Origin of the sequence: Paenibacillus pinihumi DSM 23905 = JCM 16419, assembly GCF_000422505.1 — a bacterium.
Taxonomy (GTDB): domain Bacteria; phylum Bacillota; class Bacilli; order Paenibacillales; family Paenibacillaceae; genus Paenibacillus_D; species Paenibacillus_D pinihumi.
Map to the genome: position 1 here is coordinate 480,683 of NZ_KE383865.1, position 26,396 is coordinate 507,078.

At 52.4% G+C, this 26,396-nt stretch carries 21 protein-coding genes; 18 read left to right on the forward strand and 3 right to left on the reverse strand.

Going from position 1 to position 26,396, the window contains the following annotated elements; translation table 11 throughout:
- The first annotated feature begins 3 nt into the window (after positions 1-3).
- The 14 genes from H583_RS0122445 (at position 4) to H583_RS0122515 (ending at position 18,120) form a co-directional block, all read left to right on the forward strand.
- Entirely contained in the window at positions 4-699 is a 696-nt protein-coding gene (locus H583_RS0122445) for a sugar transferase (RefSeq protein WP_028562428.1), read from the forward strand.
- Between the two features lie 48 nt (positions 700-747).
- Positions 748-2,145 (forward strand): O-antigen ligase family protein, encoded by a 1,398-nt coding sequence (locus H583_RS0122450; protein WP_211228349.1) that lies wholly within the window; start codon positions 748-750, stop codon positions 2,143-2,145.
- Positions 2,146-2,150: 5 nt separating this feature from the next.
- Entirely contained in the window at positions 2,151-3,242 is a 1,092-nt protein-coding gene (locus H583_RS0122455) for an acyltransferase family protein (protein ID WP_154665962.1), read from the forward strand.
- A 66-nt stretch (positions 3,243-3,308) separates the two neighbouring features.
- Positions 3,309-4,508 carry a glycosyltransferase family 4 protein gene (locus tag H583_RS0122460; protein ID WP_028562431.1) on the forward strand — a complete coding sequence of 400 codons (1,200 nt, stop codon included), beginning with the start codon at positions 3,309-3,311 and terminating at the stop codon, positions 4,506-4,508.
- Positions 4,508-5,671, forward strand: a complete 1,164-nt coding sequence (locus H583_RS0122465) for a glycosyltransferase (protein WP_245585970.1) — start codon at positions 4,508-4,510, stop codon at positions 5,669-5,671. The genes H583_RS0122460 and H583_RS0122465 overlap by 1 nt, the downstream gene beginning before the upstream one ends.
- A 126-nt stretch (positions 5,672-5,797) precedes the next feature.
- Positions 5,798-7,129 carry a UDP-N-acetylglucosamine 1-carboxyvinyltransferase gene (locus H583_RS0122470; RefSeq protein WP_028562433.1) on the forward strand — a complete coding sequence of 444 codons (1,332 nt, stop codon included), beginning with the start codon at positions 5,798-5,800 and terminating at the stop codon, positions 7,127-7,129.
- Positions 7,126-8,445: a flippase gene (locus H583_RS0122475; protein WP_028562434.1), complete on the forward strand. Its 1,320-nt coding sequence runs from the start codon at positions 7,126-7,128 to the stop codon at positions 8,443-8,445. Before H583_RS0122470 ends, H583_RS0122475 begins: the two co-directional genes overlap by 4 nt.
- 89 nt (positions 8,446-8,534) lie before the next feature.
- On the forward strand, positions 8,535-9,866 hold the full coding sequence (locus H583_RS33960) for a glycosyltransferase (protein WP_051236848.1): 1,332 nt from the start codon (positions 8,535-8,537) through the stop codon (positions 9,864-9,866).
- A gap of 16 nt (positions 9,867-9,882) precedes the next feature.
- Complete coding sequence (murB, locus tag H583_RS0122485) at positions 9,883-10,764, forward strand: UDP-N-acetylmuramate dehydrogenase (RefSeq protein WP_081667436.1); 882 nt, start codon at positions 9,883-9,885, stop codon at positions 10,762-10,764.
- Positions 10,765-11,549: 785 nt separating this feature from the next.
- Complete coding sequence (locus H583_RS0122495) at positions 11,550-12,548, forward strand: glycosyltransferase (protein WP_028562436.1); 999 nt, start codon at positions 11,550-11,552, stop codon at positions 12,546-12,548.
- Between the two features lie 45 nt (positions 12,549-12,593).
- The gene (locus H583_RS0122500) at positions 12,594-13,982 is read left to right on the forward strand and encodes a sugar phosphate nucleotidyltransferase (protein ID WP_028562437.1); all 1,389 of its coding nucleotides are present in this window, start codon (positions 12,594-12,596) and stop codon (positions 13,980-13,982) included.
- Between the two features lie 15 nt (positions 13,983-13,997).
- Positions 13,998-15,767, forward strand: coding sequence for a phospho-sugar mutase (locus H583_RS0122505; protein ID WP_051236850.1), 1,770 nt, complete (start codon positions 13,998-14,000; stop codon positions 15,765-15,767).
- Positions 15,768-16,056: 289 nt separating this feature from the next.
- A complete protein-coding gene (locus H583_RS0122510) occupies positions 16,057-17,388 on the forward strand; it encodes a UDP-glucose dehydrogenase family protein (protein ID WP_028562439.1) in 1,332 nt (443 codons plus the stop codon).
- A gap of 93 nt (positions 17,389-17,481) precedes the next feature.
- Entirely contained in the window at positions 17,482-18,120 is a 639-nt protein-coding gene (locus H583_RS0122515) for a hypothetical protein (protein WP_028562440.1), read from the forward strand.
- A gap of 177 nt (positions 18,121-18,297) precedes the next feature.
- Here H583_RS0122515 and H583_RS0122520 read toward each other — a convergent pair whose 3' ends face one another.
- On the reverse strand, positions 18,298-18,657 hold the full coding sequence (locus tag H583_RS0122520; RefSeq protein WP_028562441.1) for a helix-turn-helix domain-containing protein: 360 nt from the start codon (positions 18,655-18,657) through the stop codon (positions 18,298-18,300).
- Positions 18,658-19,468: 811 nt separating this feature from the next.
- Positions 19,469-20,428: a ribose-phosphate diphosphokinase gene (locus H583_RS0122525; RefSeq protein ID WP_028562442.1), complete on the reverse strand. Its 960-nt coding sequence runs from the start codon at positions 20,426-20,428 to the stop codon at positions 19,469-19,471.
- Between the two features lie 415 nt (positions 20,429-20,843).
- Here H583_RS0122525 and H583_RS0122530 point away from each other — a divergent pair, with 415 nt between their 5' ends.
- Positions 20,844-22,562, forward strand: a complete 1,719-nt coding sequence (locus H583_RS0122530) for an alkaline phosphatase (protein ID WP_028562443.1) — start codon at positions 20,844-20,846, stop codon at positions 22,560-22,562.
- Positions 22,563-22,653: 91 nt separating this feature from the next.
- Here the strand turns inward: H583_RS0122530 and H583_RS0122535 are convergent, their stop codons facing one another.
- Entirely contained in the window at positions 22,654-23,544 is an 891-nt protein-coding gene (locus tag H583_RS0122535; protein ID WP_342663549.1) for a helix-turn-helix transcriptional regulator, read from the reverse strand.
- Between the two features lie 117 nt (positions 23,545-23,661).
- Between H583_RS0122535 and H583_RS0122540 the strand changes: the two genes are divergently transcribed.
- The 3 genes from H583_RS0122540 to H583_RS0122550 all read left to right on the forward strand — a co-directional run bounded on the left by H583_RS0122540 (position 23,662) and on the right by H583_RS0122550 (position 26,371).
- Positions 23,662-24,549 carry a sugar phosphate isomerase/epimerase family protein gene (locus tag H583_RS0122540; protein WP_028562445.1) on the forward strand — a complete coding sequence of 296 codons (888 nt, stop codon included), beginning with the start codon at positions 23,662-23,664 and terminating at the stop codon, positions 24,547-24,549.
- 25 nt (positions 24,550-24,574) lie between these two features.
- Complete coding sequence (locus H583_RS0122545) at positions 24,575-25,612, forward strand: Gfo/Idh/MocA family protein (RefSeq protein WP_028562446.1); 1,038 nt, start codon at positions 24,575-24,577, stop codon at positions 25,610-25,612.
- Positions 25,613-25,726: 114 nt separating this feature from the next.
- Complete coding sequence (locus H583_RS0122550; protein WP_028562447.1) at positions 25,727-26,371, forward strand: SGNH/GDSL hydrolase family protein; 645 nt, start codon at positions 25,727-25,729, stop codon at positions 26,369-26,371.
- Positions 26,372-26,396 lie beyond the last annotated feature (25 nt).

Below are 26,396 nucleotides of genomic sequence, written 5' to 3' on the forward strand. Positions count from 1 at the left end.
GCAATGACGCCTCCAGGACGTAATGAAGGAGAGGCCACGCTGTCTTCTGCCTCCTACCGCAGCGAGCTGCAGCAGAGCAGGCCTCAGGAACGCGGATTGTATCCGATGTGCAAGCGTGCGTTTGATGTAATGGCTGCAGGAGCAGGGATACTGGCAATTTCTCCGCTTCTGCTTATTATTGCGATCTGCATCAAGTTGGAAGACCCGAAGGGCAAGGTGCTGTTCAGCCAAATGCGGGTAGGCAAGCAGGGCCGGACATTCCGGATGTACAAGTTCCGCTCCATGGTGCATGATGCGGAAGATCAGCTTGAGAAGCTGCTGAAGCATAATGAAGTAGAAGGCGCCATGTTCAAAATGAAGGACGATCCCCGCATTACGAAGATCGGACGCTTCATTCGCAAGACCAGCATCGACGAGCTCCCGCAGCTGCTCAATGTACTGCGGGGAGAGATGTCGCTGGTTGGGCCAAGACCGCCTTTGCCAAGAGAGGTCGAGGAATATACGGATTATGACCGGCAGCGCCTTGCGGTAACGCCCGGCTGCACCGGCCTATGGCAGGTCAGTGGACGCAATGAGCTTAGCTTCGCCCAGATGGTGGAGCTTGACCTGAAGTATATCCGCAAGCGCAGCATGCTGCTGGATCTCAAAATTCTACTATTGACCGTTAAGGTCATTTTTTTTCCGAACAGTGCCTACTAATCCGGTCGGATTGCATGTGTAAATCTTCAATAAGGATGGATGGTGAATGTGCACATATTTGAAAAACCGGGATCAATCCTAAAGCTGGCAGGGGGGACAGCGCTGCTGCTAGCCCTCTCTTCTGGTTTGGGATTGATGACGGTGAGAAACACAGAATTCATGTTCCAGCTATCCATACTTGCTCTGTTTGTAATGCCGGCCTTCGTGCTTTCATTAACCAGGTCACAGTATGTATTACCTTATGTGGTCAGCCTGTGGATCCTTGGACCTGAAGTGCGGCGAGTAGCCGATTGGCTGACAGGTGTCTACTCAGAAGTATCGCTCGTCAGCCTGATTCCGCAGATTGCGAGCCTGGCCTTGCTATTAGCGATCAAGCCGCTCAAAGAGCAGCTGTACAGCCGAGTATCGGTCTATTTGCTGATTGGTGCCTACGTCTATGCTTCTGTACTTGGGATTGCGTTCAATAAAGCGGCCGGCGCATTTGCCGTACTGAACACCGTGACTCCTTTGCTGGTATTTTTATACCTGATTACGGTCAAGCAAACAAACGAGTGGAGGACAATGGTGATCAAGGTATACATCGGGCTGGCTGTATTCTGCTCGGTTTATGCGTGGATTCAGTATATGGTGTTGCCTGCATGGGATCACTTCTGGCTGGTAGGGGCAGATATGACCTCGATCGGGAAAGCTGAACCGATGGGGTTCCGCGCTTTCTCTACCTTGAATTCACAGGTGCCGTTCGCCATCTTCCTGTGTACAGCGCTTGTGCCGATGATTATGAACCGGGTCTGGCGCAGCCCCTATGGATTGGTCGGGGTGCTGATCGTCGTCTCGGCACTTGCCCTGACGCTCGTGAGGGGGGCATGGATTACGCTGATTGTTGCAATCGCAGCGAGCATCCTGTTCTCCAAGTCAAAAAACAGGCTGCGTTCCCTGCTTATAATTGGAGTTATTGCCGCCGCAGGGTCGCAGCTTATGCCGTACATTCCGGGCATGGACCGGATATCGAGCCGGGTAACGACGCTGGGCAGCATTCAAGAGGATTACTCCTATAATGACCGGATGGGCATGTTCAGCAGGGCGCTTCCGATGATTATGAAAAATCCGCTTGGCCAGGGCTTCGGTAGTATCGGAAGAAGCACAATTTTGGGCGACAAGGGAAGCTTTGCAGGCATGCAAAGTGTGGATAACGGCTATTTGGCAATACTATCGAACTTTGGAGCTGTCGGGACGCTATGCTTCTTGCTGGCTCTGATTCTGATGTACAAAGCAGCCAGAAAAGGAGCAAATCCGCATTTTAAGGCGCTGTCGAGCACGATGTATGTACAGATTCTGGTGATCTTTTTATTCGTCGGCTCGCTAAGCGGGTTCAATGCGGTAGCCTTCTGGCTGTTTGCTGCGCTGGCCTTGATGCCGGAGCCGGATGGAATAGAAGGAAAAGAGTGAATGGGATGAAAAGAGAACGATTGGAAATTGTGCAGGCATATCGTGCTGTCGTAGCGCTGCTCATTCTGGTCTCCCATGTGAGCATTGTCATGCACAAATATACAGATCAGTTTCAGTTTTTCTATAAGGTAGACCGTTCCGGCGGTGTTGATTTCTTCTTCACGCTGAGCGGCTTTTTGATTTATTACGTCTATTCTGCATATTTGGGCAAGCCGGATAAGATTACCGGATTTCTGGAAAAACGTTTTCTGCGCATTTATCCGCTTGTCTGGTTTTTTACGCTGATCAGTCTGCCGGTATACTGGCTGTTTGAGGATATTGGCAACGGCTCGGAATTTGGCTTGAACATCATTGCATCTTCATTACTGCTGCTGCCCCAGCAGGCGCCGATTCTTGGTGCGACCTGGTCGCTCAGCCATATCGTCCTGTTTTATCTGCTGTTCGCGCTGTACTTATGGCGTCCCAAGCTGATGAAATGGGTATTTGTGCTGCAGCTGATCGGCATCGTTGCTTTGTACGCGGTTATTGATCCGGGGCCAAGCCGCAATCTGTTCAGTCTGGTATTCAGTCATTACAATGTAAACTTTATAGCAGGCGCGTTGTGCGCCCATATCGTGATGAAATACGGCAGTCGCTTTGGCGGAAGCTTTATTGCACTTGGGGTGCTCGGCTATGCGCTGAACTGGTGGCTTCACTACAGCTACAGCTCGCCGATCCCGTTGGAGTTCATTTATTTGCCTGCATCGCTCTGCCTGTTGTATGGCGCTGCTGCTTTTACGAAAGTAAAACGTCTGCCGCGTTTTATCAATGTGCTTGGTGATGCATCTTACTCGATCATTGTTACGAATCTTCCGGCGACCATCTTGTGTGCGACGGTCATGAACAAGCTTGGCCTGTTCAAGCAGCTCGGATTTCCGCTCTGCATCTCGCTCATCATCGTCTTCTCTGCTGTGACGGGCGTGATCGCTTATTATATTGTCGAGCAGCCGTTATCGGCTATGATGCGCAAATTATATGACAAACTCAAACTGAAGCTGAAAAGCAGGGACACGATCGGAGCGGGCAAACCTACGGGAAACCCGGGGGCTGGCAGGTAAATCAAGTCATATACGGCTGATGAGCCGGTTATTTGCATACAAGACGACGCAGAGAAAGGAGAAAACATGATCAAGGTCGCGTTTTTCAACCATACAAGCACGGTCAGCGGTGCTGAAATCAGCATGCTGCTGACGGCGAAGCATATGAAGCGGACGGATGTCCGGCTATTTGCGCCGGCAGGAGAGCTTGCCGACCGGGCGACAAGTGCGGGGCTTGCCTATGTGGAGCTGCCAAGCTACCGGGCACGGATGAGCAAAAATCCAATCAAGCTGATCAAAGGATTGCTTGGCATGGCCTGGGGCGGCGTCAAGCTGGCAAGAGCGGTCAAGGCCGAGGGGATCGATCTGATCCATGCCAATTCACTGCGTGCAGGGATGATGGCCTCGATGTTCCGCTGGCTGCACCGAAAGCCGGTCATCTGGCATATTCGCGATATGCCGCCATCCGGGCTGGTAGGCTCGGGGATACGGCTGCTCGCCCGCCTGGGTACAAGCCGGCTAATTGGCATCTCCAGCGCAGTTTTTCAGGGGATGAGAAGTCCGGCGCTCGCAGTCAAATCCTGCATCGTCCACAACGGCGTCGAGCTGGTGGAGATGGAGGAGTTCACGCGAACTAGGCACCGTAAACAGCTCCGGCAGGAGCTCCAGACCAGCGCCTCCTCTTTTGTCCTGGTCCTGATTGGCCAGATTGCACCGTGGAAGCGTCAGGAGGATGCGATTCTTGCCTTGAAGTCACTGCTGGATCAAGGCTGTGATGTTGTGCTCTGGATTGTGGGAGAACCGAAATTCAGGGAAGAGAACAAGCAGTATGCCGTACATCTGGAGCAGCTTGCCCAGGGGCTGGGGATTGCGCATCGGGTACGGTTTACCGGATTTCGAAATGATGTGTTGGAGCTTTGCAATGCTGCAGAGCTCCTTTTATTATGCTCGGACAACGAGCCGTTTGGCCGGGTGTTGATCGAAGCGATGTCCCAAGGCATTCCGGTTGTAGCTACAGCTGCCGGCGGTGTAACAGAAATTGTCAAGCATGAGGAGGACGGGCTGCTCTATGAAGTGGGCGAAGCGGAGCAGCTGGCCTCAGAAATCAAACGGCTGTATGACAGGCCCGGCCTGCGCAACTGGCTGGGCTGCAATGCAGAACTGAAGGCCAAAGCGATGTTCGATATTAACCGGACCTCCCGTCGAATTGAGGAGGTCTACCGGGATGTCCATCAAGGCCGCCCCAGTCTGCAGACAGGCCGGGGAGAAATAAAGGAGATGGCGTAATGGAACGATTGCGGGTTGCCATTGTACATGATTACTTGAACCAGATGGGCGGTGCGGAACGGGTGGTCGCGGTCTTCCGCCAGTTGTTCCCCGAAGCGCCGATCTATACGACGATTGTCGATGAGCAGAAGCTGCTGCCGGAGCTTAAGAGCGCCACGATCAAGACGACTTGGATGCAGCGCATACCGGGCATCCAGCGGTATTTCAAGCTGTTCTTCTGGTTGTACCCGATGGCGGTCCGTTCGATGAAGCTGGACAATTATGATTTGATCATCAGCTCCAGCAGTGCCTATGCCAAGGGCGTCAAGAAGCCGGGGCATGCGGTGCATGTCTGCTACTGCCATACGCCGATGCGATTTGCATGGGACTTCGATACGTATATGAATGACGTGTCCGCGCCCGGGTTTGCCAAGAAGATTTCGAAGCTGACGACGGGCCTGCTTAGACGCTGGGACCGCCGCAATTCGCGGGATGTGGATTTGCTCATTGCCAACTCCACGATCGTCAAGCAGCGTATCCGTAATTGCTATGATATGGCTTCCGACCTCATTTTCCCGCCGGTAGACGTGAATCGGTTCCAACAGACTGTTCCGGTCAAACCACCGGAGGAGGATTACTTCCTGATCGTGTCCCGGCTCGTCTCGTACAAGCGGATTGATCTGGCGGTACAGGCATGCTCGGCTGCCGGGAAGAAGCTTATTATTATCGGAGGCGGCCCGGACAAGGAGCGGCTGCAGGCGATGGCCGGCAGCACGGTCCAATTCATGGGACGGCTGAGCGATGAGGAAGTGACCGGCTACATGGCCAATTGCAAGGCGCTGCTGTTCCCCGGCATTGAGGACTTCGGCATTACACCGCTTGAGGCTAACGCTTGCGGGCGTCCGGTCATTGCTTTCCGGGGCGGCGGTGCCCTCGATACGATCAGGGAAGGGCTTAACGGGCTCTACTTTGACCGTCAGACGCCAGATTCGCTGAAGATGGCGCTTGAACGCTTTGAAGGAGAGCGATGGAATGCAGAGGCGATTCGTGAGTATGCGCAAGGCTTTAATGAGCAGCGGTTCATTGCGGAGCTGAAGCTGCGCATCGAGCAGACGCTTGAATCGAAGCAGCAGGTCAGACGTCCGGCAGCCTTGATCGGCCGCCAAAGACAAGAGCAGGCTTGACATCCCGGTGTTCCGGGTGCCGGTTGGATGGATAAAGGATGGAGAGAATCCGATTAGAGACGAAAAAAGCTGAATGGTAATTTTTAGATAAAATACGATCGATACAGATAAAGGAGAGGAATAGAAATGGTGCTGGCATTAAAAAAGCAGTATTCCGATATACTGGAGCCTTACCTGCAAATTGAAGGGGGCGTTCCGCTGAAAGGAATGGTCAGCCTCCCCGGTGCCAAAAACTCGGCGCTGCCCTCAATTGTAGCGGCCTGCTTGTCCGAAGAGGAAGTTACGCTGCATAACGTTCCGGTAGAGCTCAATGATGTGAAGCAATTGGTGCGTTTGCTGCGCGAGGCAGGAGCGGATATCCGCATTGAAGGCAGCACCTTGTACTGCTCAGGAAAGAATTGGAAGGGCGGTACATTGAATGCTGAACTTGCAGGCAAAATCCGCCATTCCCTGCTGCTGCTTGGTTTGTCGGCCAAATGGGGCAAATCGCTGTTCCTGCCGCTTCCAGGGGGATGCAGCATCGGCAACCGCAAGCATGACCTGCATTTGTTTGCCTTGCAGGAGCTTGGGTATGCCATGGAGGAAAGCGAGCTTGGCCTGCACTTGAAGGAAAGCGAGCCGGGTCAGGAAGTAGAACTCCGCTTCCACTATCCGACATTCGGCGGCACGCTGAACGTGTTGTTCGCAGCAGCCAGCTCCCATTCCGTGGTGACGCTTCGCAATGCGGCGAGAAACCCGGAAATTGTTGACGTCATTTCCCTGCTGACAGCCATGGGAGCAGATATTGTATGGGCGGATGATACGAGTCTTCGCATTCGCGGTACCGGCAAGCTGCATGCAGCCGAGCATACTGTGATGAGCGACCGCATTATCGCATCCACGATTATTGCGGCGGTTGGGGTTACCAAAGGAAGTGCCGTGATCGGCAACGCCAGCGTATCTGTGCTGAACGCCGAGGTGGCTGCCTGGCGCCGTGCCGGATTGATGATTGCTGACGGTCCGGGGGGCATTCATGTCGAATGGGCTGGCCCGCTGCAGGCTGTTGATGTGGAGACGGCAGCATATCCGGCGTTCCATACCGATATTCAACCGCTGCATACGGCGCTGATGGTTACGGCTCAAGGGCGCTCGGTACTGAAGGAGACGATTCTTGACGGACGCTTCGCATACTGTGACGAGCTGAACAAAATGGGTGCCAAGATCGAGGTGACCGAGGGCGATTTCAAATGCGTCAACGGCGCACAAGGGCAACTTGCCATCATTGACGGACAAAAGAAGCTCCACGGCGCGGACGTTATTGCGACAGATATTCGCGGAGGTGCAGCGGTAGCGGTTGCCGCACTGGGTGCTGAAGGCCAGACCCGGATAATGAACCTCTACCAATTGGAGAGAGGGTACGGCAACTTCGTCGAGCTGTTCACCGCATTGGGCGCGCAGATTGAAAGGATTACACCTTGAACCGACAGGGAACTCTGTTTCAGATTATAACCACCTTAATGACCAGAATGGCGGTGCTGTTCGGTGCGTTTCTCGTATCGGTTGTGACGGCCCGGCTGCTTGGCCCGGAGGGCAAAGGAATTTTGACCGCCCTCCTGGTCATTCCAACACTGGTCATCACGATTGCCGATCTGGGTATCCGGCAGTCGACCGCTTTTTTTATCGGCAAAAAAACGTACCCGGAGAAGGAAATCGTCTCCTCTCTCGCGGTGGTGTGGATCGTTGCCTCCGTGCTCTGCATGTCGGTCGTCGGGCTGATTTTTTATTTGCAATACGGCGACCGGTACAGTGTTTGGCTGCTGCTGGTGTTCTTGCTGATTATCCCGGTCAATCTGGGCATTCAGTTTTTGCGTGGAATCATGCAAGGCAAGATGCGAATCGGCAGCTTGAACAAGGCGGAGATCTTGAAGACGGTCTACAACTTTGCGATTCTGATCGTCCTCGTCGGCTTGTGGGGGCTTGGGGTTATGGGCGCCGCCCTGACCCAGCTGCTGATGGCTGTTTTTACCTTGTATTACTGCTGGAGGGCAGTCAAGGATGTTCCGGTCGGGCTTTCATTTAACCGCGCTGTTATGTCAGCGATGATTGGCAAGGGATTCTCCTTCGCAGTGGCATTGTTCGTACTTCAGCTCAACTACCGGCTGGATGTCATCATTCTCGAGGCGTACACGAACGCGACAGCAGTCGGCGTGTATTCGGTCGGGACGAATTTGGCGGAAATGATCTGGCAGCTTCCGGCTGCGGTCGGCATGATTCTGTTTTCCAAGGGGGCCAATGCCTCATCCGAAAAAACGTCGGTGAACCGTACACTCAAGCTGATCCGTTTTCTGATGCCGCTGCTGGTTCTCTTCGGCGTGTTGTTCTGGGTGTTTGCGCCTGTTATTGTCGGCCTGCTGTACGGCAAGGCCTTTGACGGATCCGTAACGGTGATCCGCTGGCTGCTTCCGGGCATATTGAGCTTTGTCATTGTCAAGCTGCTCCATTCGGAGATGTCCGGACGCGGCTATCCATTGTTTTCACTGAATGTATCCATTGTATCGCTGGCCGTGAATGTTGGACTCAACTTCTTGCTCATTCCGTCTTACGGTACTACCGGGGCTGCCATTTCGTCTGCGATCTCCTACACCTTGGCCGGAGCTGTATTCGTGCTGCTGTATGTGCGCAGGGAAAAGGTATCCGTAGCCGAGCTGCTGCTTTTGCGCCGTTCCGATTGGGCGGAGCTGATGCAAAAGGCGGCGGGCATTCGCGGCAAACTGCGCCGCCAGGCGGCAAATTAACCGGAAAGTTAGACGGCAGGCCATCAGGCCATTTGAACGACCATCAAAATATAAATCAAAAACGTGAAGGAAGGGGAGGTGGATAGCGGATGAGAGTCGCATTTGTGGTCGGGTATTTCCCTGCGCTTTCCGAAACCTTCGTGCTAAACCAGATTACGGGGCTGATTGATCAGGGCTTCGAGGTTGATATTTATGCGAACTGGACGCGGGCAGAGAGTAAGATGCATCCGGATGTGATTCGTTACGGGCTGCTCGACAGATGCACCTATTTCAACCCGCCACAGGGTAAGCTCAAACGGCTGCTGTCATCGTTATACCTGCTGCCCGGGAATCTGCATCGCGGCCCGTCGGTGCTGCTGGATGCGCTCAACGTGTTCAAGTACAAGCAGGATGCCATGTCTATGAAGCTGTTTTATGCGGCGCTGACACTGCTCAAACAGAACGGGGGCAGCAAAAACCGGGATTACGATATCATTTACTGCCACTTTGGCCAGAACGGCAATCTTGGTTTGTTTTTGAAGGAAAAAGGACTGCTCAGCGGCAAGCTGGTCACGACCTTTCATGGTTTCGACATGAGCGCATATATCAAAAGCTATGGCCGCAACGTATACAGCCGGCTGCTGGAGAAGGGGGACCTGTTCCTGCCGATCAGCAGGCGCTGGCGGACAGAGCTGGTCTCCATGGGCTGTCCCGAGGAGAAAATTGCCGTACACCGGATGGGCATTGACCCCGGGCAATTCACACAGTCCGACAAAAATGGCAAGGGGCCGGCAAGGCTGTTGTCCATTGCGAGACTGGTAGAGAAGAAGGGGCTGGAATATGCAATCCGCGCCGCAGCCGAAGCGATCCGCCTGGGCAAGGATATCCGTTACGACATTATAGGAGACGGCCCGCAGAGAGGCCAGCTGGAGCAGCTGATTGCTGAGAGCCAGACGGGCGACCGTATTCGGCTGTTAGGCCCGAAAAACCATGAGGAAGTCAAGCAGCTCATTGCGAAGGCAGATCTGTTCCTCGCTCCGAGTGTAACGGGAGCCGACGGCGACCAGGAGGGAATTCCGGTCGCTATTATGGAGGCGATGGCTTGCGGACTGCCGGTACTGTCGACTTATCATAGCGGAATTCCGGAGCTGGTTGAGGATGGCGTGAGCGGCTTCCTCGCTCCGGAGCGCAATGTTGAGAAGCTGGCCCAGCGAATTGCCGAGCTGGCGGAAGACCCCGTGCGCAGAAGCAAAATGGGGGAGGCCGGCCGGCGGATTGTCGAGCAGCAATACAATCTGGAGCAGCTGAATCTGAAGTTGGGGCAAATGTTCCGCACATTCAGTTCCCCGCGCAAAGGGTCACAGGCGGGGCAAAGCGGAGAGACGCAGCAGGGGCGAACGGGCAGGCCGGGCGTTCAAGTGTCTGCCAAGGAATCATTTTAGAACGGGGATGAGAGTGATGTTTAACGATTTGTCCTGCAGGGTGGAGGAGCAGTTCCTGCTGAAGCAGATTACAACAATGGGTGTAGGCGGACCATGCCGTTACTATATTACACCCGAGCATCCGGAGCAGCTGGAAGAAATTTATGCCCGCTGCCGCCAGCAGGGACTGCCGGTGCTGGTCATCGGCAACGGCTCCAACGTGCTGATCGATGATGCCGGCTTTGATGGCGTCGTCATTCATGTAGCGAGAAAAATGAAAAACTTCACGGTGCAAGGCGGTGTCGTCAAGGCGGACAGCGGCGTGCTGCTGCCCAAGCTGGCGTTGACGATGGCCAAAGAGGGCGGAAGCGGCTTTGAGTTTATGGCCGGCATTCCCGGCACTGTAGGCGGCGCGGTCATTATGAACGCAGGCTGTATTGGCAAGGAGACATCCTCCGTGCTTAAATCGGTGACCTACCTCGATGAGGAAGGAAGGCTGCAATACACCGAAGCCAAAGATCTTGGGCTTCAGTTCCGTTCCAGCTCGCTGCTTGGACGTTCGGTCGTCATTTTGGGAGCCGAATTCCATGTCGTCTACAACGGCGACCAGCCGCAGGTTATGGAGCGCACCAAGCAGGCGGCAGCGATTCGCAAGAGCAAATTCCCGCTCAATGTGGCAACTGTCGGCAGTACCTTCAAAAGCCCGCCGCAGGGACCGCATCCGGGCAGGCTGATCGAGGAAGTTGGACTCAAGGGCCACCGGATCGGGGGCGCGGAGATCAGCCCCGTCCATGCCAACTGGATTATTAATCTGGGCACAGCTACGGCTCGTGACGTCAAGGAGCTGATGGCGCTTATGCAGGAGCGCGTGCTGAAATCCCTTGGTATTGAAATGGAGCCGGAAGTATTGATGGTGTAGGCGGGTTGCTGCGGTGAAAAGTTCGTCTTCCGATCGCTTCTTGCCCCCGAATGGACTTGATTAGACTGGCTTAGGAAGCCATTCGGGGGCAAATGCGAACGCTTCGCTTCTACAGACGAATCTTTTCCCCTGCGCAAATGCTACACCATAAATTTGATAGAACAGGGAAAAGACTTTTGATGGTGTAGGCGGGTTGCTGCGGTGAAAAGTTCGTCTTCCGATCGCTTCTTGCCCCCGAATGGACTTGATTAGACTGGCTCCGGAAGCCATTCGGGGGCAAATGCGAGCGCTTCGCTTCTACAGACGAATCTTTTCCCCTGCGCAAATGCTACACCATCATTTGATAGAACAGGGAAAAGACTTTTGTGGAAGATAGATTTCTTCCACTTAAGAGATTATGCTGCGCACTTTTGTGGACAACTTAAATTTAAGTTGTCAAATCAAATGAAGGTGCTTCAATTGCTTTGACCAAGCATGATAAGCCATATCAAGCTGCCGGCAAATGTCTGCTCATGCAAATGGAGCTTATCATTGTCTCTATTTGTTTTGATCAAGCTTCACAAATGCGCATGAGCGGAGCGGGCAGAATCATTCCGTAGAAACGAAGTGCTCGCCTTTGCGGACGGATTCTTACCCTGTAAAGGGTTAAGAGAATCCAGAGAATCCGGCCGCAACAGCGATCGGAGGAATGAATCTGCCCGCGCAGCGGAAGTTGCTTATAGGGACTTTGATCAATAAATACAACAATGAAATAAAAATATTTGAACCAAGTGGAGTTGAAAAGGATGAAGGTTTCCATACTGACGGTCTACTACAACCGGGAAAACCAGGTGCAGGAATCCATTCAGAGCCTGCTGGACCAGACCTACAGCGATGTGGAGATTATTGCTGTCGATGACGGCTCAAAAGACGGAACGCTAAAACGGCTGCAAGCCTTCCGCGATCCCCGTCTGCAAGTGATCACGCATAGCAACAGAGGCTTCACGAACTCCATCATCGAGGCGGTCAAGCGAAGTAAAGGCGAATACATCGCCATCCACGGATCAGGCGATATCTCCTATCCGCGGCGGATCGAAGAGCAGGTCCGGGTGCTCGACAACAACCCGGAGACAGGGATTGTCGGCTGCGCGGTCGATAATGTCGACACGATTACCGGAGCGTCGGAGGTGTTCCACAAGCTGAACGGGCAGGAGCCGCCGCTGCAGCAATTGCTGCGGGAGAACGTGTACACGCACGGCGAGGTGATGTTCCGCCGGAAGGTGTATGAGCAGGCTGGCGGATACCGGCCGCTGTTCACCTTTACCCAGGACTTCGACCTGTGGCTGCGGATGGCGCTGATTACGAAGTTTGGCACCGTCCACGAAACCTTGTACCGCCGCTACACACTGCCGGACGGGGTCAGCGCATCGGTGGATAAAATGATGATTCAACAATATTTGGCCGAGCTAGGCCGGCAAAATATCGAACAGCGCACCAGAGAGGGCACGGACTGGATCGACCGTTTTGGGCCGCATAGCATCTTTTTCATGCAGCGCTCCAAGCGGCTCGCCGGGCGGGTATTTCAGCTTGCCAAGGTTGCGCTGTGGCGCAACAACGACTGGAAGAAGGCACAGGAAATGATCCGCATCAGCCTCGGACAGCAATGGCGGCCGGACCGCTATGCCGTGCTTTGCCTCGTGCGGCTGATCGACAGGCTGGGACCAGTCAAGTCACGGGTAACACAGCTTCTGCGCTGGATGCGGGAGCAAAAACAAAAACAAAAGCAGCGTGCGCTATCATCATAATCAGGCGCAAGCATGCCTTTTAAATAGGAGAGGAGCAGGAGGCGGATGAAGCTGATCTTGCTGTCAGGAGGCTCGGGGAAGCGGTTGTGGCCGCTGTCCAATGATGCCCGTTCCAAGCAGTTTTTACGTATTTTACAAGGCCCTGGCGACAGGAAGGAATCGATGGTGGAAAGAGTGTGGCGGCAGCTTGGCGAGGCCGGCTTGCAGCAGAATGCCTATATCGCGACCGGAGCTGCACAGGAGGAATTGCTTCGCAGCCATGTCGGACAGGATGTGCCAATCATTATTGAGCCGGAACGCCGGGATACATTTCCTGCAATCGCGCTGGCGGCTGTCTATCTGTACTCGGTAGCCGGGATGAGGCTGGATGAGGCCGTGGCGATTTTGCCTGTAGATCCCTATGTGGAAACGTCGTTTTTCTCCAAGGTTCATGAACTGGAGCAGGTGCTGCAGCATTCCGCAGCCGAGCTTGCGCTCATTGGCGTGAAGCCGACCTACCCTTCGGAAAAATACGGCTATATCGTACCTGCTTCTCCATCTGATGAGCTGGACAGCCAGCGGGCAGAGGCGGCGTACTGTCATGTCAGCCGCTTTACAGAGAAGCCGGATACCGCTCAGGCAGAGACTTTGATCAGCCAGTCGGCGCTATGGAATTGCGGCGTATTTGCTTTTAAGCTTGGATATCTGATCAATTTGCTGATCGAAAAACGGCTGCCAATTCAATATGACGAGCTGCTTAAGCAGTATGGAACACTGGTGAAGACAAGCTTCGATTACGAAGTGGTTGAGCAGGCGGAGCGCATTGTGGCTTTGCCTTACGAAGGCTTCTGGAAGGATCTGGGCACATGGAATACATTGACCGAGGAAATGGGCGTAACCCTGCTGGGCAATGGCAAGATGACGCAGGATTCAGAGAATACGCATATTGTAAATGAGCTGGGTGTGCCGATTACCGTTATCGGCCTATCGAATGTCGTCGTAGCTGCAAGTCCGGACGGTATTTTGGTCTCGGACAAGGCTTCAAGTCCGAGAATCAAGGATGTCATGAAACATGATGACCAGCGCCCAATGTTTGAGGAACGCAGGTGGGGCCGCTATTTTGTCCTGGACCATATGGAGAGCCCGGAAGGTGAGCAGGTCATGACCAAGCGGGTCAGCCTGAATGCCGGGAAAAACTTCAGTTACCACTACCATAACGGGCGTTCCGAGGTATGGACCATTGTATCCGGCGAAGGACAGATGGTGCTTGATCACCGCTACCTGGATGTAAAAGCGGGAGATGTTATTCAAATTCCTGCGGGCAGTAAACATACGCTGCTCGCTTTGACCGATATGGAAGTGATTGAAGTTATGCGGGGTGCAAAGCTGGATGAGGAAGATATCGTCCGGCTTGGCCTGGAATGGGAGCCTATACTGCAGTTTTGTACAACCTGAAGGAGATAAGGAAATATGAATGCCATAGCCGAGCAGTTAGACCATGCGATACAGCTTCGCTACAAACGCTGGAAACGGGCCCGGCTGCCCGCCTATCTTCGCAAAGAACTGGGCGAGCTTAAAGCCGGGGAAATTACCGACCGCTTCTATAAGCAGTTGGAGTTTGGAACGGACGGCCTGCGGGAAAAAATCGGTGTGGGCACGAACCGGATGAATATATTTACCGTGCGGCGTCTCGCACAGGCGCTCGCGGATGAAATTCGGGAGGGCGGCTTTGCACAAGCACAGCGCGGGGTTGCCATTGCCTTTGACAATCGGGTGCTTTCGCGGGAATTCGCTGAACAGGCGGCACTTGTGCTGGCCCAAAATGAAATCAAAGTGTATCTGTTCAGCCAGGCGCGCCCGACGCCCGAACTGTCCTTTGCCGTCAGATGGCTCCATGCGGCAGCCGGCATTATGATTGCGGCCGGACGGTCGCCGTACCAATACAATGGCTGCAAAATTTTTGTAGAGGACGGCTCCGTCATACAGGCTGACCGGGCCACCCGGCTATCACATCGTCTTGCGATGCTGGAGGATGATGTGGGGATCGCCACCATGGACCCGGACGAGGCTGTTCGTATGGGAAGATTGGTCGAGGTTGGCAATGAGGTGGATGAAGCTTATCACCGCCAGGTGCTGAGTGTGTTTCAGCCAACCCATCTGAAGAAAAAATATATTTCCAATTTGAGAATCGTCTATACGCCTCTGCACGGCTCCAGCGGAGATACCATCTCCAAGCTGCTCAAAGCAGCGGGCTGCAAGGAAGTTCATAGTGTGGACGAGCAGATTAATCCTGATCCCTTGTTTCTCACCCTCAAGAATCCCGACCCGAAGGAGAGGGAGGTATACCGGCATGCGCTGGCCCAGGCTGCAGACAGTGATGCCGAATTGGTACTGGCTGTAGATCCGGAATCCCAGGAGCTTGGAGTGCTGGTGCGAAGCGGCGAGGGGGAATATGAACAACTGACCCCTCACCAGCTTGGCAGCCTGCTGCTTGATTATGTCGGGATGCGCCGCAAGCTCCTGGAGCAGCGTGGCATCGGGGTGAAGCAGGGAGAAGGCATATTTTACACGACGATTCTGACAACGGATTTGAGCCGGGAGATTGCCAAAAAGTACGGAATGGCGATCGAGCAGACGCTGCCCGGCTTCAATAATATTGCACTTCGCATTGAGGAGCAGGAGCAGCTTGGGGAACGCAGCTTTTTGTTTGCGTACGATGAAAACGGCGGATTTCTGCCGGAAGTGTTCGTCCGAGACAAGGATGCGCTGCAAACCTTAATGCTTACTGTGGAGATGGCGGCCTACTACAAGGGCAAGAAGCTGTCGCTATGGAACCAGCTTCACCGGCTGTACAAAGCATTCGGCTATCATTTGGAGGATGAAATCCAAATGACCTTCAAAGGGCTGGAGGGCTGGCAGCGGGTTCGCAATACGATGGCGAGGCTGAGGAGCGAGTTCCCTCGTCAGATCGGTCTGCTTCAGATCAAGCAGCTCACTGATTACCGTGAGGGCAAGGTGAGACAGGCCGGGCGCGATCTTGTCCGTCCGACCCAGCTTCCAAGAGCAGATATGATCCGCTACCGGTTTGATGATGGCGCATGGTGCGTCATTCGTCTCTCAAGTGTGGCTCCAACTTTGAAGCTGTTTTTCGGATGCCAGGCCAATACGCAGGAGAGCTGCAAAAGCAGAATGGCGGAAATTCGCTCAGCCATACTTTTTTATGTGGAATCCATTCTATGAGTTGAATGATAGAGAGCAATGTGAGATAAGCATGGCTTTAAAATAGAGGATACTTATCAGTTTGCAACATAAACGGCAGTTGGATGGCTAGAGTGTGAAAGGATTCTGGAGAAGCGGAGCGTTCGCCTTTGTTTTCGGATTTCCCCATTAGGTATCGCTCATTCATGAAATCCGGGAAACAACAGCGATCGGAAGAAGCTTTCACACGGCGGCCCTACTCAAACGTGACTTATCTAACAATGTAAAACTTCAGGCGTACAAAAATTGATTGAACAGGAGTGGAGAAGTTATGAAGATTACAGTAATCGGAACCGGATATGTAGGGCTTGTATCTGGAGTATGCTATGCGCATCTGGGCAACCAGGTGATTTGTGTGGACAAGGATGTTCAAAAAATTGCCACGCTCAAAGCAGGGGTCATTCCAATCTACGAACCGGGCTTGAAGGAACTTGCGGATGCTTGTATGGAGAGCGGCCATTTGCAATATACGACAAATCTTGGAGAGGCGCTGCAACAGGCTGAAGTGGTCATTATTGCTGTTGGTACTCCGCCGCTTCCTGGTGGCGGGGCAGACCTGCAATTTGTCGAGGCGGTAGCCCGTGAGATTGGTACGAACCTGAACGGCTACAAAATTATCGTTGTGAAAAGCACGGTACCTGTCGGCACAAATGAAGCGGTCGAAGAGATTATTGCCCGTCATTCAAATCATGCATTCGACATCGCTTCAGTTCCTGAATTCCTCAGAGAGGGCACAGCGGTTTCGGATACGCTGAATCCGGACCGGATTGTAATTGGAACCAAAAGCCGAAAGGCAGCCGAGCGTCTTGCCGAGCTGCATCAGCCGCTTACCAATCAAATCGTTATGACGGATATCCGCAGCGCGGAAATGATCAAGTACGCCTCCAATGCATTTCTTGCCACCAAAATTTCATTTATCAATGAAATTGCCAATCTGTGTGAGAAGGTAGGGGCGGATGTGACTGAGGTAGCCGGGGGAATGGGGCTGGATAAACGGATTGGCGGCTCCTTCCTCAAGGCCGGAATCGGTTATGGCGGCTCCTGCTTCCCGAAGGATACGAAGGCACTGATTCAGATTGCAGGCAATGTAGAGTATGATTTCAAACTGCTGAAGTCAGTTGTAGAAGTGAACAGCCACCAGCGTTTTGGAGTGATTGACAAGCTGCAGCGCGCGCTCGGATCTCTGCATGGAAAGCGGATCGCCGTCTGGGGACTGGCATTTAAGCCGGATACGGATGATGTACGAGAAGCGCCTGCCATTGAAATCGTAGAACGTCTGCTGGAGCTTGGCGCAATTCCTGCTGTGACCGACCCGATTGCACTCGTCAATTTTCGCAAGTTGATCGACCATCCTTCCATCAACTGGTGCACGACGGCGCTGGAAGCTGCCAAAGGGGCGGACGCAGTCTGCCTGCTTACCGAGTGGGAGGATTACGTTCAAGTGGATCTCCGTGAACTGGAGCAGGTGATGGCAAGACCTGTTCTGATCGACGGACGCAATGCGTATAGCACCAAACAACTGGATACGGCACGCTTTGCTTACTATCCGGTTGGGCGTCCTGCGCTGAACAATGAGGATATTGCGATTCATGAGATGATTTAGACTGCCAGACCAAAACAGGTTTTGCAACATGAAAAATGACTATTCATTGAAAACCGGGCTTACAGGCCTTCAACAGGAGAGGAGGGAGATGGATTGAAAAAGGTATGGCGTGCAGCATTATGGTCCCTTGGAATTATGTTGCTGCTTGCGGCAGCGGGGACCGGTTACCTGTACTGGAAAATCACATCCATTGATCTGGAGGATATCCGGGCCCGCCAACTGGCGAAGGCGGAGCAGAGGCAGGGAGATTCCCGTATACCGGATAAACAAGAGGGCGGAACGAATCAATCCCCGGAGCTTCCGGCAATTTTGGGTCATGCAGTTGATACAGCCGAAGGAATATCGGGTAAGAAGATTGAAATGAATGACGCTGTGGATGCGGCGGCCATTCTGCTGCAATCGGGGCTGTCCTTTAGCGAGATGTACAGTCTGCTCGGACAATCCGACCAGGAGCTGAGCACGGAGGGAAAACAGGAAATTCGTGATTTGCTGCTTAGTAAGCTAAGTAAGGAAGAAATCGAGGCGTTAAGATCGATTACAAGCGAGTACGGAAAATATCTCGTCATCCTGGATGAGAATTATCCGATTGAAGCAGTCGGAATTAAAGATGCTGCGAAGCGCAAGGAAATCGTGGAAAGAGCCAAAGCCTTACAAAAGGAGAAAGAGAAAATCAACCCTGGCAGCAGGGTAGAGGCAAGCGGGGAGGCTGCCGGAAAGTCTGCTGAAAGGTAGTTGTAATTGTCCATTAGTCAAAGGGGTGCATAATTGCACTAAAATACAGCTTTAATCCCTGGCCGCAAGTCTCTGGCCCGGAAACAGCTGCATCTGAATCCTATGCAAAATGGCGAATTTATGTTCGTGTTGTCTTCTGCAAACCAGCTTCCGCTTGGCTTAAAGCAACATGATGCCTTAAGTATGGTCGTCCGAGCCCGTAATCCGGTCGCGCACAACCCGCTCAAGAAGCATTCTGACTAGTTCAAGATCCTCCTTTTCCAGAGGAATGCCATCCCAGTGGAGCTGTTCATGATTCAGCAGCTCCCTGGCATTGCTGCTGGGCTCCTGCGGATCTACATAATCGGTCAAGCCGAGCAGATAATCCGCTGAAGTATGAAGTTTTTTGGCAATGGATTGAATCGTCTCCAACGTCGGCTGCCTGTAGCCTGATTCATAGCCGGCATAGGTGCTTTTGGCTACGCCGGTCTCATCGGCAAGTTCCTGCATGGAGAACTTTCTTTTTTTACGTAATTGTTTGAGGCGTTTGGCAAACATCGCAAGAACCCCCCTAGAGGCTAATTATTATTTCAAAAAGTGTCATAAACCCTCTTCATTTGTTAGGATAACGAACCTAATATATAGACTTATTGCTAAAATTAACCTGATTATCCATCATCGATCCGACAGTGAACAACCTCCTAATTATAACATGTGTCCCCTCTTTGTGCACGAAATCCCAACTTCTATACTGCTATTATAGTCCCAGTTTTACGATGGAATAATAATGCCGAACAAGCTGAAACCGTATAGCAAAACAGGTTTTCGTTTCCAGATAAGAGGCAAGAAATTTATGTCCGTTGTAACATATTATGTGAAGTTTATCATATAGTAAAATTACGCTTTTCACAACTTCCTGACCCGTCTTTGTTCGTCCGTTCCAAGCCACCCCGCCTGTCCCCTGCCAGTTGTCTTCCCTTATGGTGAAATCCCTTCTGCTATCGCCAGTCCCAAGGAATTACCCGATTCCCCCTTTTTCGTAACATAATAAAATTATATTGTACAGTAAAAAAGAGGGCTTGCGCCCTCTGACTGAAAAGTTCTGTTCAAGGCCATGTCCTTTGGCTCCTGCCTGCCCCGTTTTTTCCAGCCGGCACCTGGTTCTTCAAGATGCGGCGCGGCGCGGAAACTGGAAGCGGGTCATCGTCTTAAGGAGTGAGTGAGTCTTAAGACCCGTCTCGAGCTCCATCAGTCTATAATACGGTCTGAAGCAGGTCTGAATGCCTAGACCTGCTAATAGCGTTCGTAAGCTGCGTGAATTGCCGCTGTTATTGCATCTGCAACAATTCCCAGCTATTGCTTTGCGAAGCTACACTGGAGAGCAATTCTTCTGGCGGAATTGGAACAACGTATCAATGGAACCGCCCTCCGTAATAATTTTGATCGCTGTAGCAAGCAGCGGAGACATGGAAAGCACAACAAACTTGTTGCTGGCAGCCGGACTTAATTGAATCGTGTCCGTAATGACGATTTCGCGGATATTCGGATTGTTGAGCTTTTCCAGAGCACCTCCCGAGAAGAGGCCGTGAGTGGCGCAGATGTACGCATCATGCGCGCCTTTCTTTTTCAGAGCTTCTACTACATTGACGATTGTACTGCCTGTATCGATCAGATCTTCAATAATAATTGGTGTCATTCCTTCTACTTCACCAATAATATGGGTAATTTCGGATTGATTATGAGCCGGCCGGTTCTTGATCATAATTGCAAACGGGCAATCCAGATAATTGGCCAGCTTCTCCGCAGTGGAGGCCCGTCCCGCATCCGGGGAGACAACAACCGGGTTCGGAATATTTTTACTTTTCAAATATTGAATAATCAGATGCAAGGCAGTCAGATGGTCGACCGGAATTTCAAAGAATCCCTGAATCGGGTCTGCATGCAAATCCACAACCATCACACGGCCTGCCCCCACAGTAGTCAAAATGTCCGCAACCAGCTTGGCAGAGATCGGCTCCCGTGGAGCGGATTTTCTCTCCTGCCGCGCGTAGCCGTAATAAGGCACGACCAGATTAATGGTTTTGGCGGATGCCCGCTTGGCGGCATCGATCATAACGAGAAGTTCGACCAGATGCTCATTGACCGGATGGGACATCGATTGGACAATGAACACGTCGCTTGATCGGACGGATTCTTGATAAGAGACATGGATCTCGCCGCTCTGCTGCTTGGAGATTGCGACATCCCCAAGCGGAACCTCCAATGTCTTGCATATGCGTTCTGCCAATTGACGATTGGATGAGCCGGAAAAAATCTTTATATTTTGCATAATATCCTCCAGATATAGGTTCTTCACCACTGCCGGCAGACTGGGATCCAGCCTACTTCGAAACAGTAATAAAGCTTGGCCTTTGAGTCGGTAACGAATAGCCTACACTTCTTTTACCTCTAATTATACCTTTATAAATTTCATATTCAATGTCTGAAAGGAAAACAGTCGCACGGGAGCGGGAGATAATCTGGAACCACGGAAGTCCGAAGGGCCGGTGATGGAGTTTCGGATGGCCGGGGCCGCCCATAATTTCTTTGCAACCATGCAAAAACCGGCTCTATTGCCTAGGGGGAGATGTGATCAGGGAGTTATTTACAAATATTTGATAAACCCATGACGTAGGGTTAACACTTTACGTTGATAATGGAGGAGATCGACCGAATGTAATCTGTCTCATTGGAGGGAATTTAGAATGAAGAAAACCCTGAAATCAGCGCTGGCAGGCTGTCTTGCAGTCATGATGCTGACGACCGCTCCTGTTTTCGCCGAGGATGCTGTACAAAAGGACAATGAGAAAGCTTCGTCCAAAAATCTGATCGTTCTGATTGGAGACGGGATGGGACCGGCTCAAGTGAGCGCGGCACGCAATTATCTCAAATACAACAAAGGCACCGACCATCTCACGCTGGACAGCATTTATGTCGGACAAGCAACGACATTTGCCGACCGGGGGGAGGACGGGGATATTATTGTATCCGGCGTCGTCACTGACTCCGCTTCTGCAGGGACGGCCTTTGCTACCGGGCACAAGACATACAATGCGGGAATCAGCGTATCCAATGAAGAAGTATCCAAGCCGTTTGCTTCTGTCATTGAAGCAGCAGAGCTTGCAGGCAAAGCGACTGGACTTGTAACTACAACCCGTATTACACATGCTACCCCAGCCGTTTATGCTTCTCATGTAAGAAGCCGTGATAACGAGAATGCCATTGCCTCGCAATACCTCGAAAGCGGGGTAGACGTTCTGTTTGGCGGGGGCAGCGCCAATTTCCTGAGCAAGGAAGAGGGCGGCAAGCGTTCCGACAAGAGCATTACCGCTGATTTTGAGGCAAAAGGCTACACTTATGTAAAGGACAAGACATCGCTGCTTGCGCTGCCGGACAAGGCCGGCAAGGCGCTGGGATTGTTCAGCGGCTCCCACATCCCTTATGTCAATGACCGCACAGCGGAGACGCCTTCGCTTGCGGATATGACAGGCAAAGCGCTCTCGATCCTGTCGCAGGAGAAGAACGGCTTTGCGATCATGATTGAAGGCGGCCGTATTGACCATGCTGCCCATGGCAATGATTTCCCGTCCATGGTACAGGAAGTGCTGGACTTTGACGCTGCTGTGAAAACAGCATTGGAATTTGCGAAGAAGGACGGCAACACATCAGTTGTCATTACCGCAGACCATGAGACAGGGGGACTTTCCCTTTCCCGCGATAACATTTATGAGCTGAATTTTGAGCTGTGGGATAAGCAGAAGCATTCCTCTGAAGCGATCGCAGGCAGCCTGAAAGCTGCCAAGACAATCGCAGAAGTAAAGAAGATTGTTGAAGGAAATACATGGATTAAAGATTTGACAGATGAAGAGGCGAAGCAAATCTTGAATGGGGACGGCAGCTCTTACGGGCCGGAAGGCGCGTATAATGCGATCATTAGCAAAAGGCTCCTGATTGGCTGGAGCGGCCACGGCCACTCGGCGGTAGATGTCGGTGTATGGGCATACGGCCCGATTGCAGACAAAGTCAAAGGACAAATTGACAATACCCGCGTAGCGACAGCTTCTGCTGAAGTGCTGGGTGTCGATCTTAACGAAGCGACTTCCCGCCTGCAGGAGAAATACATCTACCCGAAATTCAAAACCGGCAGCAGCAATCAGCCGCTGTTCCCGGCAAAGGCGCTTGCCGAAGCGCTCGGGGCACAGGTTGATTGGGACAGCAAAGCGCGCGTTGTGACCATCACCAGCGGCAGCAACGTGCTCAAACTGCAGCTTGACAGCAGCAATAAAGTGACTCTCAATGACAAAGCAGTGAATCTGGCAGTGGAAGTCGATCACGGCAAGCTGTATTTGCCGCTGGAAGCCTTTAACCAACTGACAGGGAAAGCTTTGAAATGGGATCCATTGTCTGAGCGGCTTGTAAAATAGTCGTAAGTCTAAGGCATCAAAATGAAAGCATCAATGAAAAGCCGGCAGAAGGCTGTGAATCCACAGTCCGCTGCCGGCTTTATTTTCATACTTATCCCCGGAATGCCCTCGGTGTCATCCCCTTATACTGCTTGAACAGCTTGGTGAAATAATTCGGATTGTCACAGCCGACAAGTCCGGCGATTTCCGTGATTGTCAGATCGCTCTCCCTCAGCAGGCGCTCAGCTTCATTAATACGGCGCATATTGACGTATTCAATAAAGGTGCGTCCGGTGAGCTTTTTGAATGTTTTGCAAAAATGGTACGGGTTCAGGTTGACCTGCCGTGCTGCCTGTTCCACTGTTATTTTATCCATATAATGATGGTCCAGATAATGAATCAGCGTCTTGAAGCGGCTGGTACTTGCTGAATACTGCTCTTTGGGGCGGCTGGCGAGCCGCTGGGGCAGGAAGGCCCGGGACAGGAGAGTGAACAGCAGATGCAAATGAGATTTGACCATTAACTGATATGCAGGCTCCTTGGCTTGAAATTCTTCCACAATCCGGTATAGCAATTCATAGTGCTCCCGGCATATGGAATGAAGTTCGTCCGGTTTGACCGGGAAGCGCAGCTGCCCCTCCAGATACGGGGCGACAAACTGCATATGCACAGCATCATGCGCCCATCCGCTGAACAGGGAGCTGTTGAATACAACAGACTGGAAATGAACAGGCGCATCCCCGCGGTTATACCCGACATGCAGCCCGCCTGAAGGCACGAAGAGGACATCACCGGGGCCAACCTCGAAGGGCACACTATCGATATGAAAGATGGCAATGCCTTCTCTGATCATAATAATTTCAAAGTGCTCGTGCCAGTGCAGATGCATAATATTTTCCCCGCGTCGCGAGTGGGGATGATGGTTATCGAACAGCTGAAAAGGGTAGCTTTTTTCCACAAGCCGCGTCTCTTCCCACAGTTCCTTCGGATAGGCCATCAGCATTCAACTCCCCCAAGATTAGACTATTATTGCACAATAATATACGAGAAAAGCAAGTTTTATGCGGATATAATGAGACTGTCACTATAACTATAAGACAATATTGGAGTGATATACAAGATGAGTCACGAATTGAAAATTGGAACTCTGGTTGCGGGCGGCGACGCTGTCCGTGTCATCCCGCAAATTATAAAGCATGGCTTTGAATCCTTTAGCCTGACCTTCTGGCAGACAACAAAAGGAGTGGATCTGGTTGAGACCGCCAAGCGTGTCCGAGAGCTGTCTGAGGAGCATGGATTTGTCATCTCCACCGTAGGCATCTTCGGCAATCCGCTTACCGGAACAGGGGACAATGCGGATACTCTTGCCAGCTGGGAGCGGCTGATTGATCATGCGGATCTGTTTGGGACGGATATTATATCCGGCTTCACAGGACGATTGACCGGCTGCTCTATTGATGAATCCATCCCGAAATATGCGGAGGTATTCGGCGGGCTTGCCAAGCGTGCGGCAGACAAGGGATTGCGTATTGCCTTTGAGAATTGTGATATGGGAGGAACCTGGGAAGACGGCGACTGGAACATCGCGCATAACCCGGCAGCCTGGGAGAAAATGTTCAATGCGCTGCCTGTGGACAATATCGGGCTGGAATGGGAGCCTTGCCATCAGATGATGAGCCTGATTGATCCGATCCCGCAGCTTCGCAAATGGGTCGATAAAATATTCCATGTCCATGGCAAGGATGCCACAATTGCCTGGGATGTCGTCAAGGAATTCGGCATTCACGGGCCGAAGACATTTGCATGGCACCGGACACCAGGCTTTGGCGATACGAACTGGTCGGATATTATTACGATTTTACGGCAGAACGGCTATAAAGGAACCATCGATATTGAAGGCTGGCATGACCCGGTATACAAAGATGAACTGGAGATGACCGGACAGGTGCATGCGTTAAATTACTTGAAGCACTGCCGCGGCGGACAGTTTATCCCGAATCCATCCTAATCGAGTTGAAACGGAGGGCACCAAGATGACGATCCCTTTTAAAGTTGTGGTTGCAGGCTGCGGCGGCATGTCCAATGCCTGGATTGATTATGCGCTGGCAAGGCCGGACACAGAAATCGTCGGGCTGGTCGATATCAAGCTGGAATTCGCCGAGGCGATGCGGGAGAAGCGGGGCATGTCCTGCGGGGTCTTCACAGATGTAGCGGAAGCGATCCGGGCGACCGGCGCGAATCTGGTATTTGATATTACAGTTCCGTCAAGCCACTATTCGGTCAGTACAACAGCAATGAAGCTTGGCTGCAACGTTTTGAGCGAGAAGCCGCTTGCCGAGACGATGGAACAGTGCAATCAGATTGTCCGTCTTGCGGATGAGACGGGCCGCTCCCATGCCGTCATGCAGAACCGCCGGTTCGATACCCGTATCCGTTCGTTGCGGCAGATGCTGGAGGCGGGAACGATTGGCAAGGCCGGCTATGCCGGGGCAGATTTCTTCCTGGGTCCGCACTTCGGCGGCTTCCGCGAGACGATGGCCAGCCCGCTGCTGCTGGATATGGCGATTCATACCTTTGACCAGGCCAGATTCATTCTCGGTGCCGATCCGGTATCCGTGTATTGCCAGGAATTTAACCCGGCAGGCTCCTGGTATGAAGGGAATGCGGCGGCCATTTGCATCTATGAAATGTCGGACGGATCGGTATTTTGCTACCGCGGCTCCTGGTGTGCGGAAGGTGCGCCGACGTCATGGGAAGCATCCTGGCGAATTACCGGAGAGAAGGGGACAGCCATCTGGGATGGACATGGTCATCCCTTTGCAGAAGTCGTGGCAGAGTCGCAACAGGAAGGCACCTTCACCAAGGAGATGGTTCGTGTGGAGGGTCCGGTTGTGGAGATGGAGAATACGTTTCATTTCGGGTGTCTGGACGAAATGTTTGCCGCTCTTCGGGAAGGCCGCAGGGCAGAGACGGACTGCCGGGACAACCGCCTGAGCATGGCGATGGTTCTCGGGGCGCTCGCCAGTGCCAAAGAGGGGCGCAAAATCCGCATCGACGAGGTTTTGGAATAAGCTGCCTCTGAGCAAACCTATTGAACATTTTTGATACTATGCAAGCTATTATAGTCGTTATATACTACAATTGGATGAACAGAGCAGCCACTTATCTAATTGGAGGAAGCAACGATGACGACAATACTATTTCAGGGCGACTCGATTACAGATGGCGGGAGAGGCCGCAATGAAGATCCGAACCATCTGCTCGGACATAGCTATGCACATTTGATCGGCGCAAAGCTTGGCCGGGAGCTGGCCGAGAAGCAGCCATTGTTTATTAACCGGGGAATCAGCGGCAACCGCGTCTCGGATTTATATGCCCGCTGGAACGAGGATGCCATTGCGCTCAAGCCTGATATCATCAGCATACTGATCGGGGTTAATGACGCCTGGAGATCGATGAGCAACGAGCCTAGCGGTGTTACGGACCGATTTGGCCGCGCTTACAAAGTTCTGCTGGAAGAGACAAGAGAGGTTATGCCGAATACGGGACTTATTCTTTTGGAGCCTTTTATTTTGAAGACAGGTGCAACAGAAGAGAACTGGGGGCAATGGCAGGAGCGTGTCCAGTTGTACCAGAACATCACCAGAGAACTGGCGGAGCAGTTCGGAGCAGTATTTGTGCCCCTGCAAGCGGCTTTTAATGAAGCTTGCCAGCGTGCGGAAGCTGCTTACTGGATCTGGGATGGCGTACATCCGACAAGCGCAGGCCATCAGATTATTGCGGATCAATGGATTTCCGTTGTCCAGAGCAGCAAGCTGGCTCTTCGCTAATTGACGAATAAGGCTTGAAGTTAAA

Excerpts from the sequence above, each read along its gene's own strand:
- H583_RS0122445 (WP_028562428.1), top strand. The coding sequence starts at position 4 with ATGACGCCTCCAGGACGTAATGAAGGAGAGGCCACGCTGTCTTCTGCC.
- H583_RS0122455 (WP_154665962.1), top strand. The coding sequence starts at position 2,151 with ATGAAAAGAGAACGATTGGAAATTGTGCAGGCATATCGTGCTGTCGTA.
- H583_RS0122460 (WP_028562431.1), top strand. The coding sequence starts at position 3,309 with ATGATCAAGGTCGCGTTTTTCAACCATACAAGCACGGTCAGCGGTGCT.
- H583_RS0122465 (WP_245585970.1), top strand. The coding sequence starts at position 4,508 with ATGGAACGATTGCGGGTTGCCATTGTACATGATTACTTGAACCAGATG.
- H583_RS0122470 (WP_028562433.1), top strand. The coding sequence starts at position 5,798 with ATGGTGCTGGCATTAAAAAAGCAGTATTCCGATATACTGGAGCCTTAC.
- H583_RS33960 (WP_051236848.1), top strand. The coding sequence starts at position 8,535 with ATGAGAGTCGCATTTGTGGTCGGGTATTTCCCTGCGCTTTCCGAAACC.
- murB (WP_081667436.1), top strand. The coding sequence starts at position 9,883 with ATGTTTAACGATTTGTCCTGCAGGGTGGAGGAGCAGTTCCTGCTGAAG.
- H583_RS0122495 (WP_028562436.1), top strand. The coding sequence starts at position 11,550 with ATGAAGGTTTCCATACTGACGGTCTACTACAACCGGGAAAACCAGGTG.
- H583_RS0122500 (WP_028562437.1), top strand. The coding sequence starts at position 12,594 with ATGAAGCTGATCTTGCTGTCAGGAGGCTCGGGGAAGCGGTTGTGGCCG.
- H583_RS0122505 (WP_051236850.1), top strand. The coding sequence starts at position 13,998 with ATGAATGCCATAGCCGAGCAGTTAGACCATGCGATACAGCTTCGCTAC.
- H583_RS0122510 (WP_028562439.1), top strand. The coding sequence starts at position 16,057 with ATGAAGATTACAGTAATCGGAACCGGATATGTAGGGCTTGTATCTGGA.
- H583_RS0122520 (WP_028562441.1), bottom strand. The coding sequence starts at position 18,657 with ATGTTTGCCAAACGCCTCAAACAATTACGTAAAAAAAGAAAGTTCTCC.
- H583_RS0122525 (WP_028562442.1), bottom strand. The coding sequence starts at position 20,428 with ATGCAAAATATAAAGATTTTTTCCGGCTCATCCAATCGTCAATTGGCA.
- H583_RS0122530 (WP_028562443.1), top strand. The coding sequence starts at position 20,844 with ATGAAGAAAACCCTGAAATCAGCGCTGGCAGGCTGTCTTGCAGTCATG.
- H583_RS0122535 (WP_342663549.1), bottom strand. The coding sequence starts at position 23,544 with ATGCTGATGGCCTATCCGAAGGAACTGTGGGAAGAGACGCGGCTTGTG.
- H583_RS0122540 (WP_028562445.1), top strand. The coding sequence starts at position 23,662 with ATGAGTCACGAATTGAAAATTGGAACTCTGGTTGCGGGCGGCGACGCT.
- H583_RS0122545 (WP_028562446.1), top strand. The coding sequence starts at position 24,575 with ATGACGATCCCTTTTAAAGTTGTGGTTGCAGGCTGCGGCGGCATGTCC.
- H583_RS0122550 (WP_028562447.1), top strand. The coding sequence starts at position 25,727 with ATGACGACAATACTATTTCAGGGCGACTCGATTACAGATGGCGGGAGA.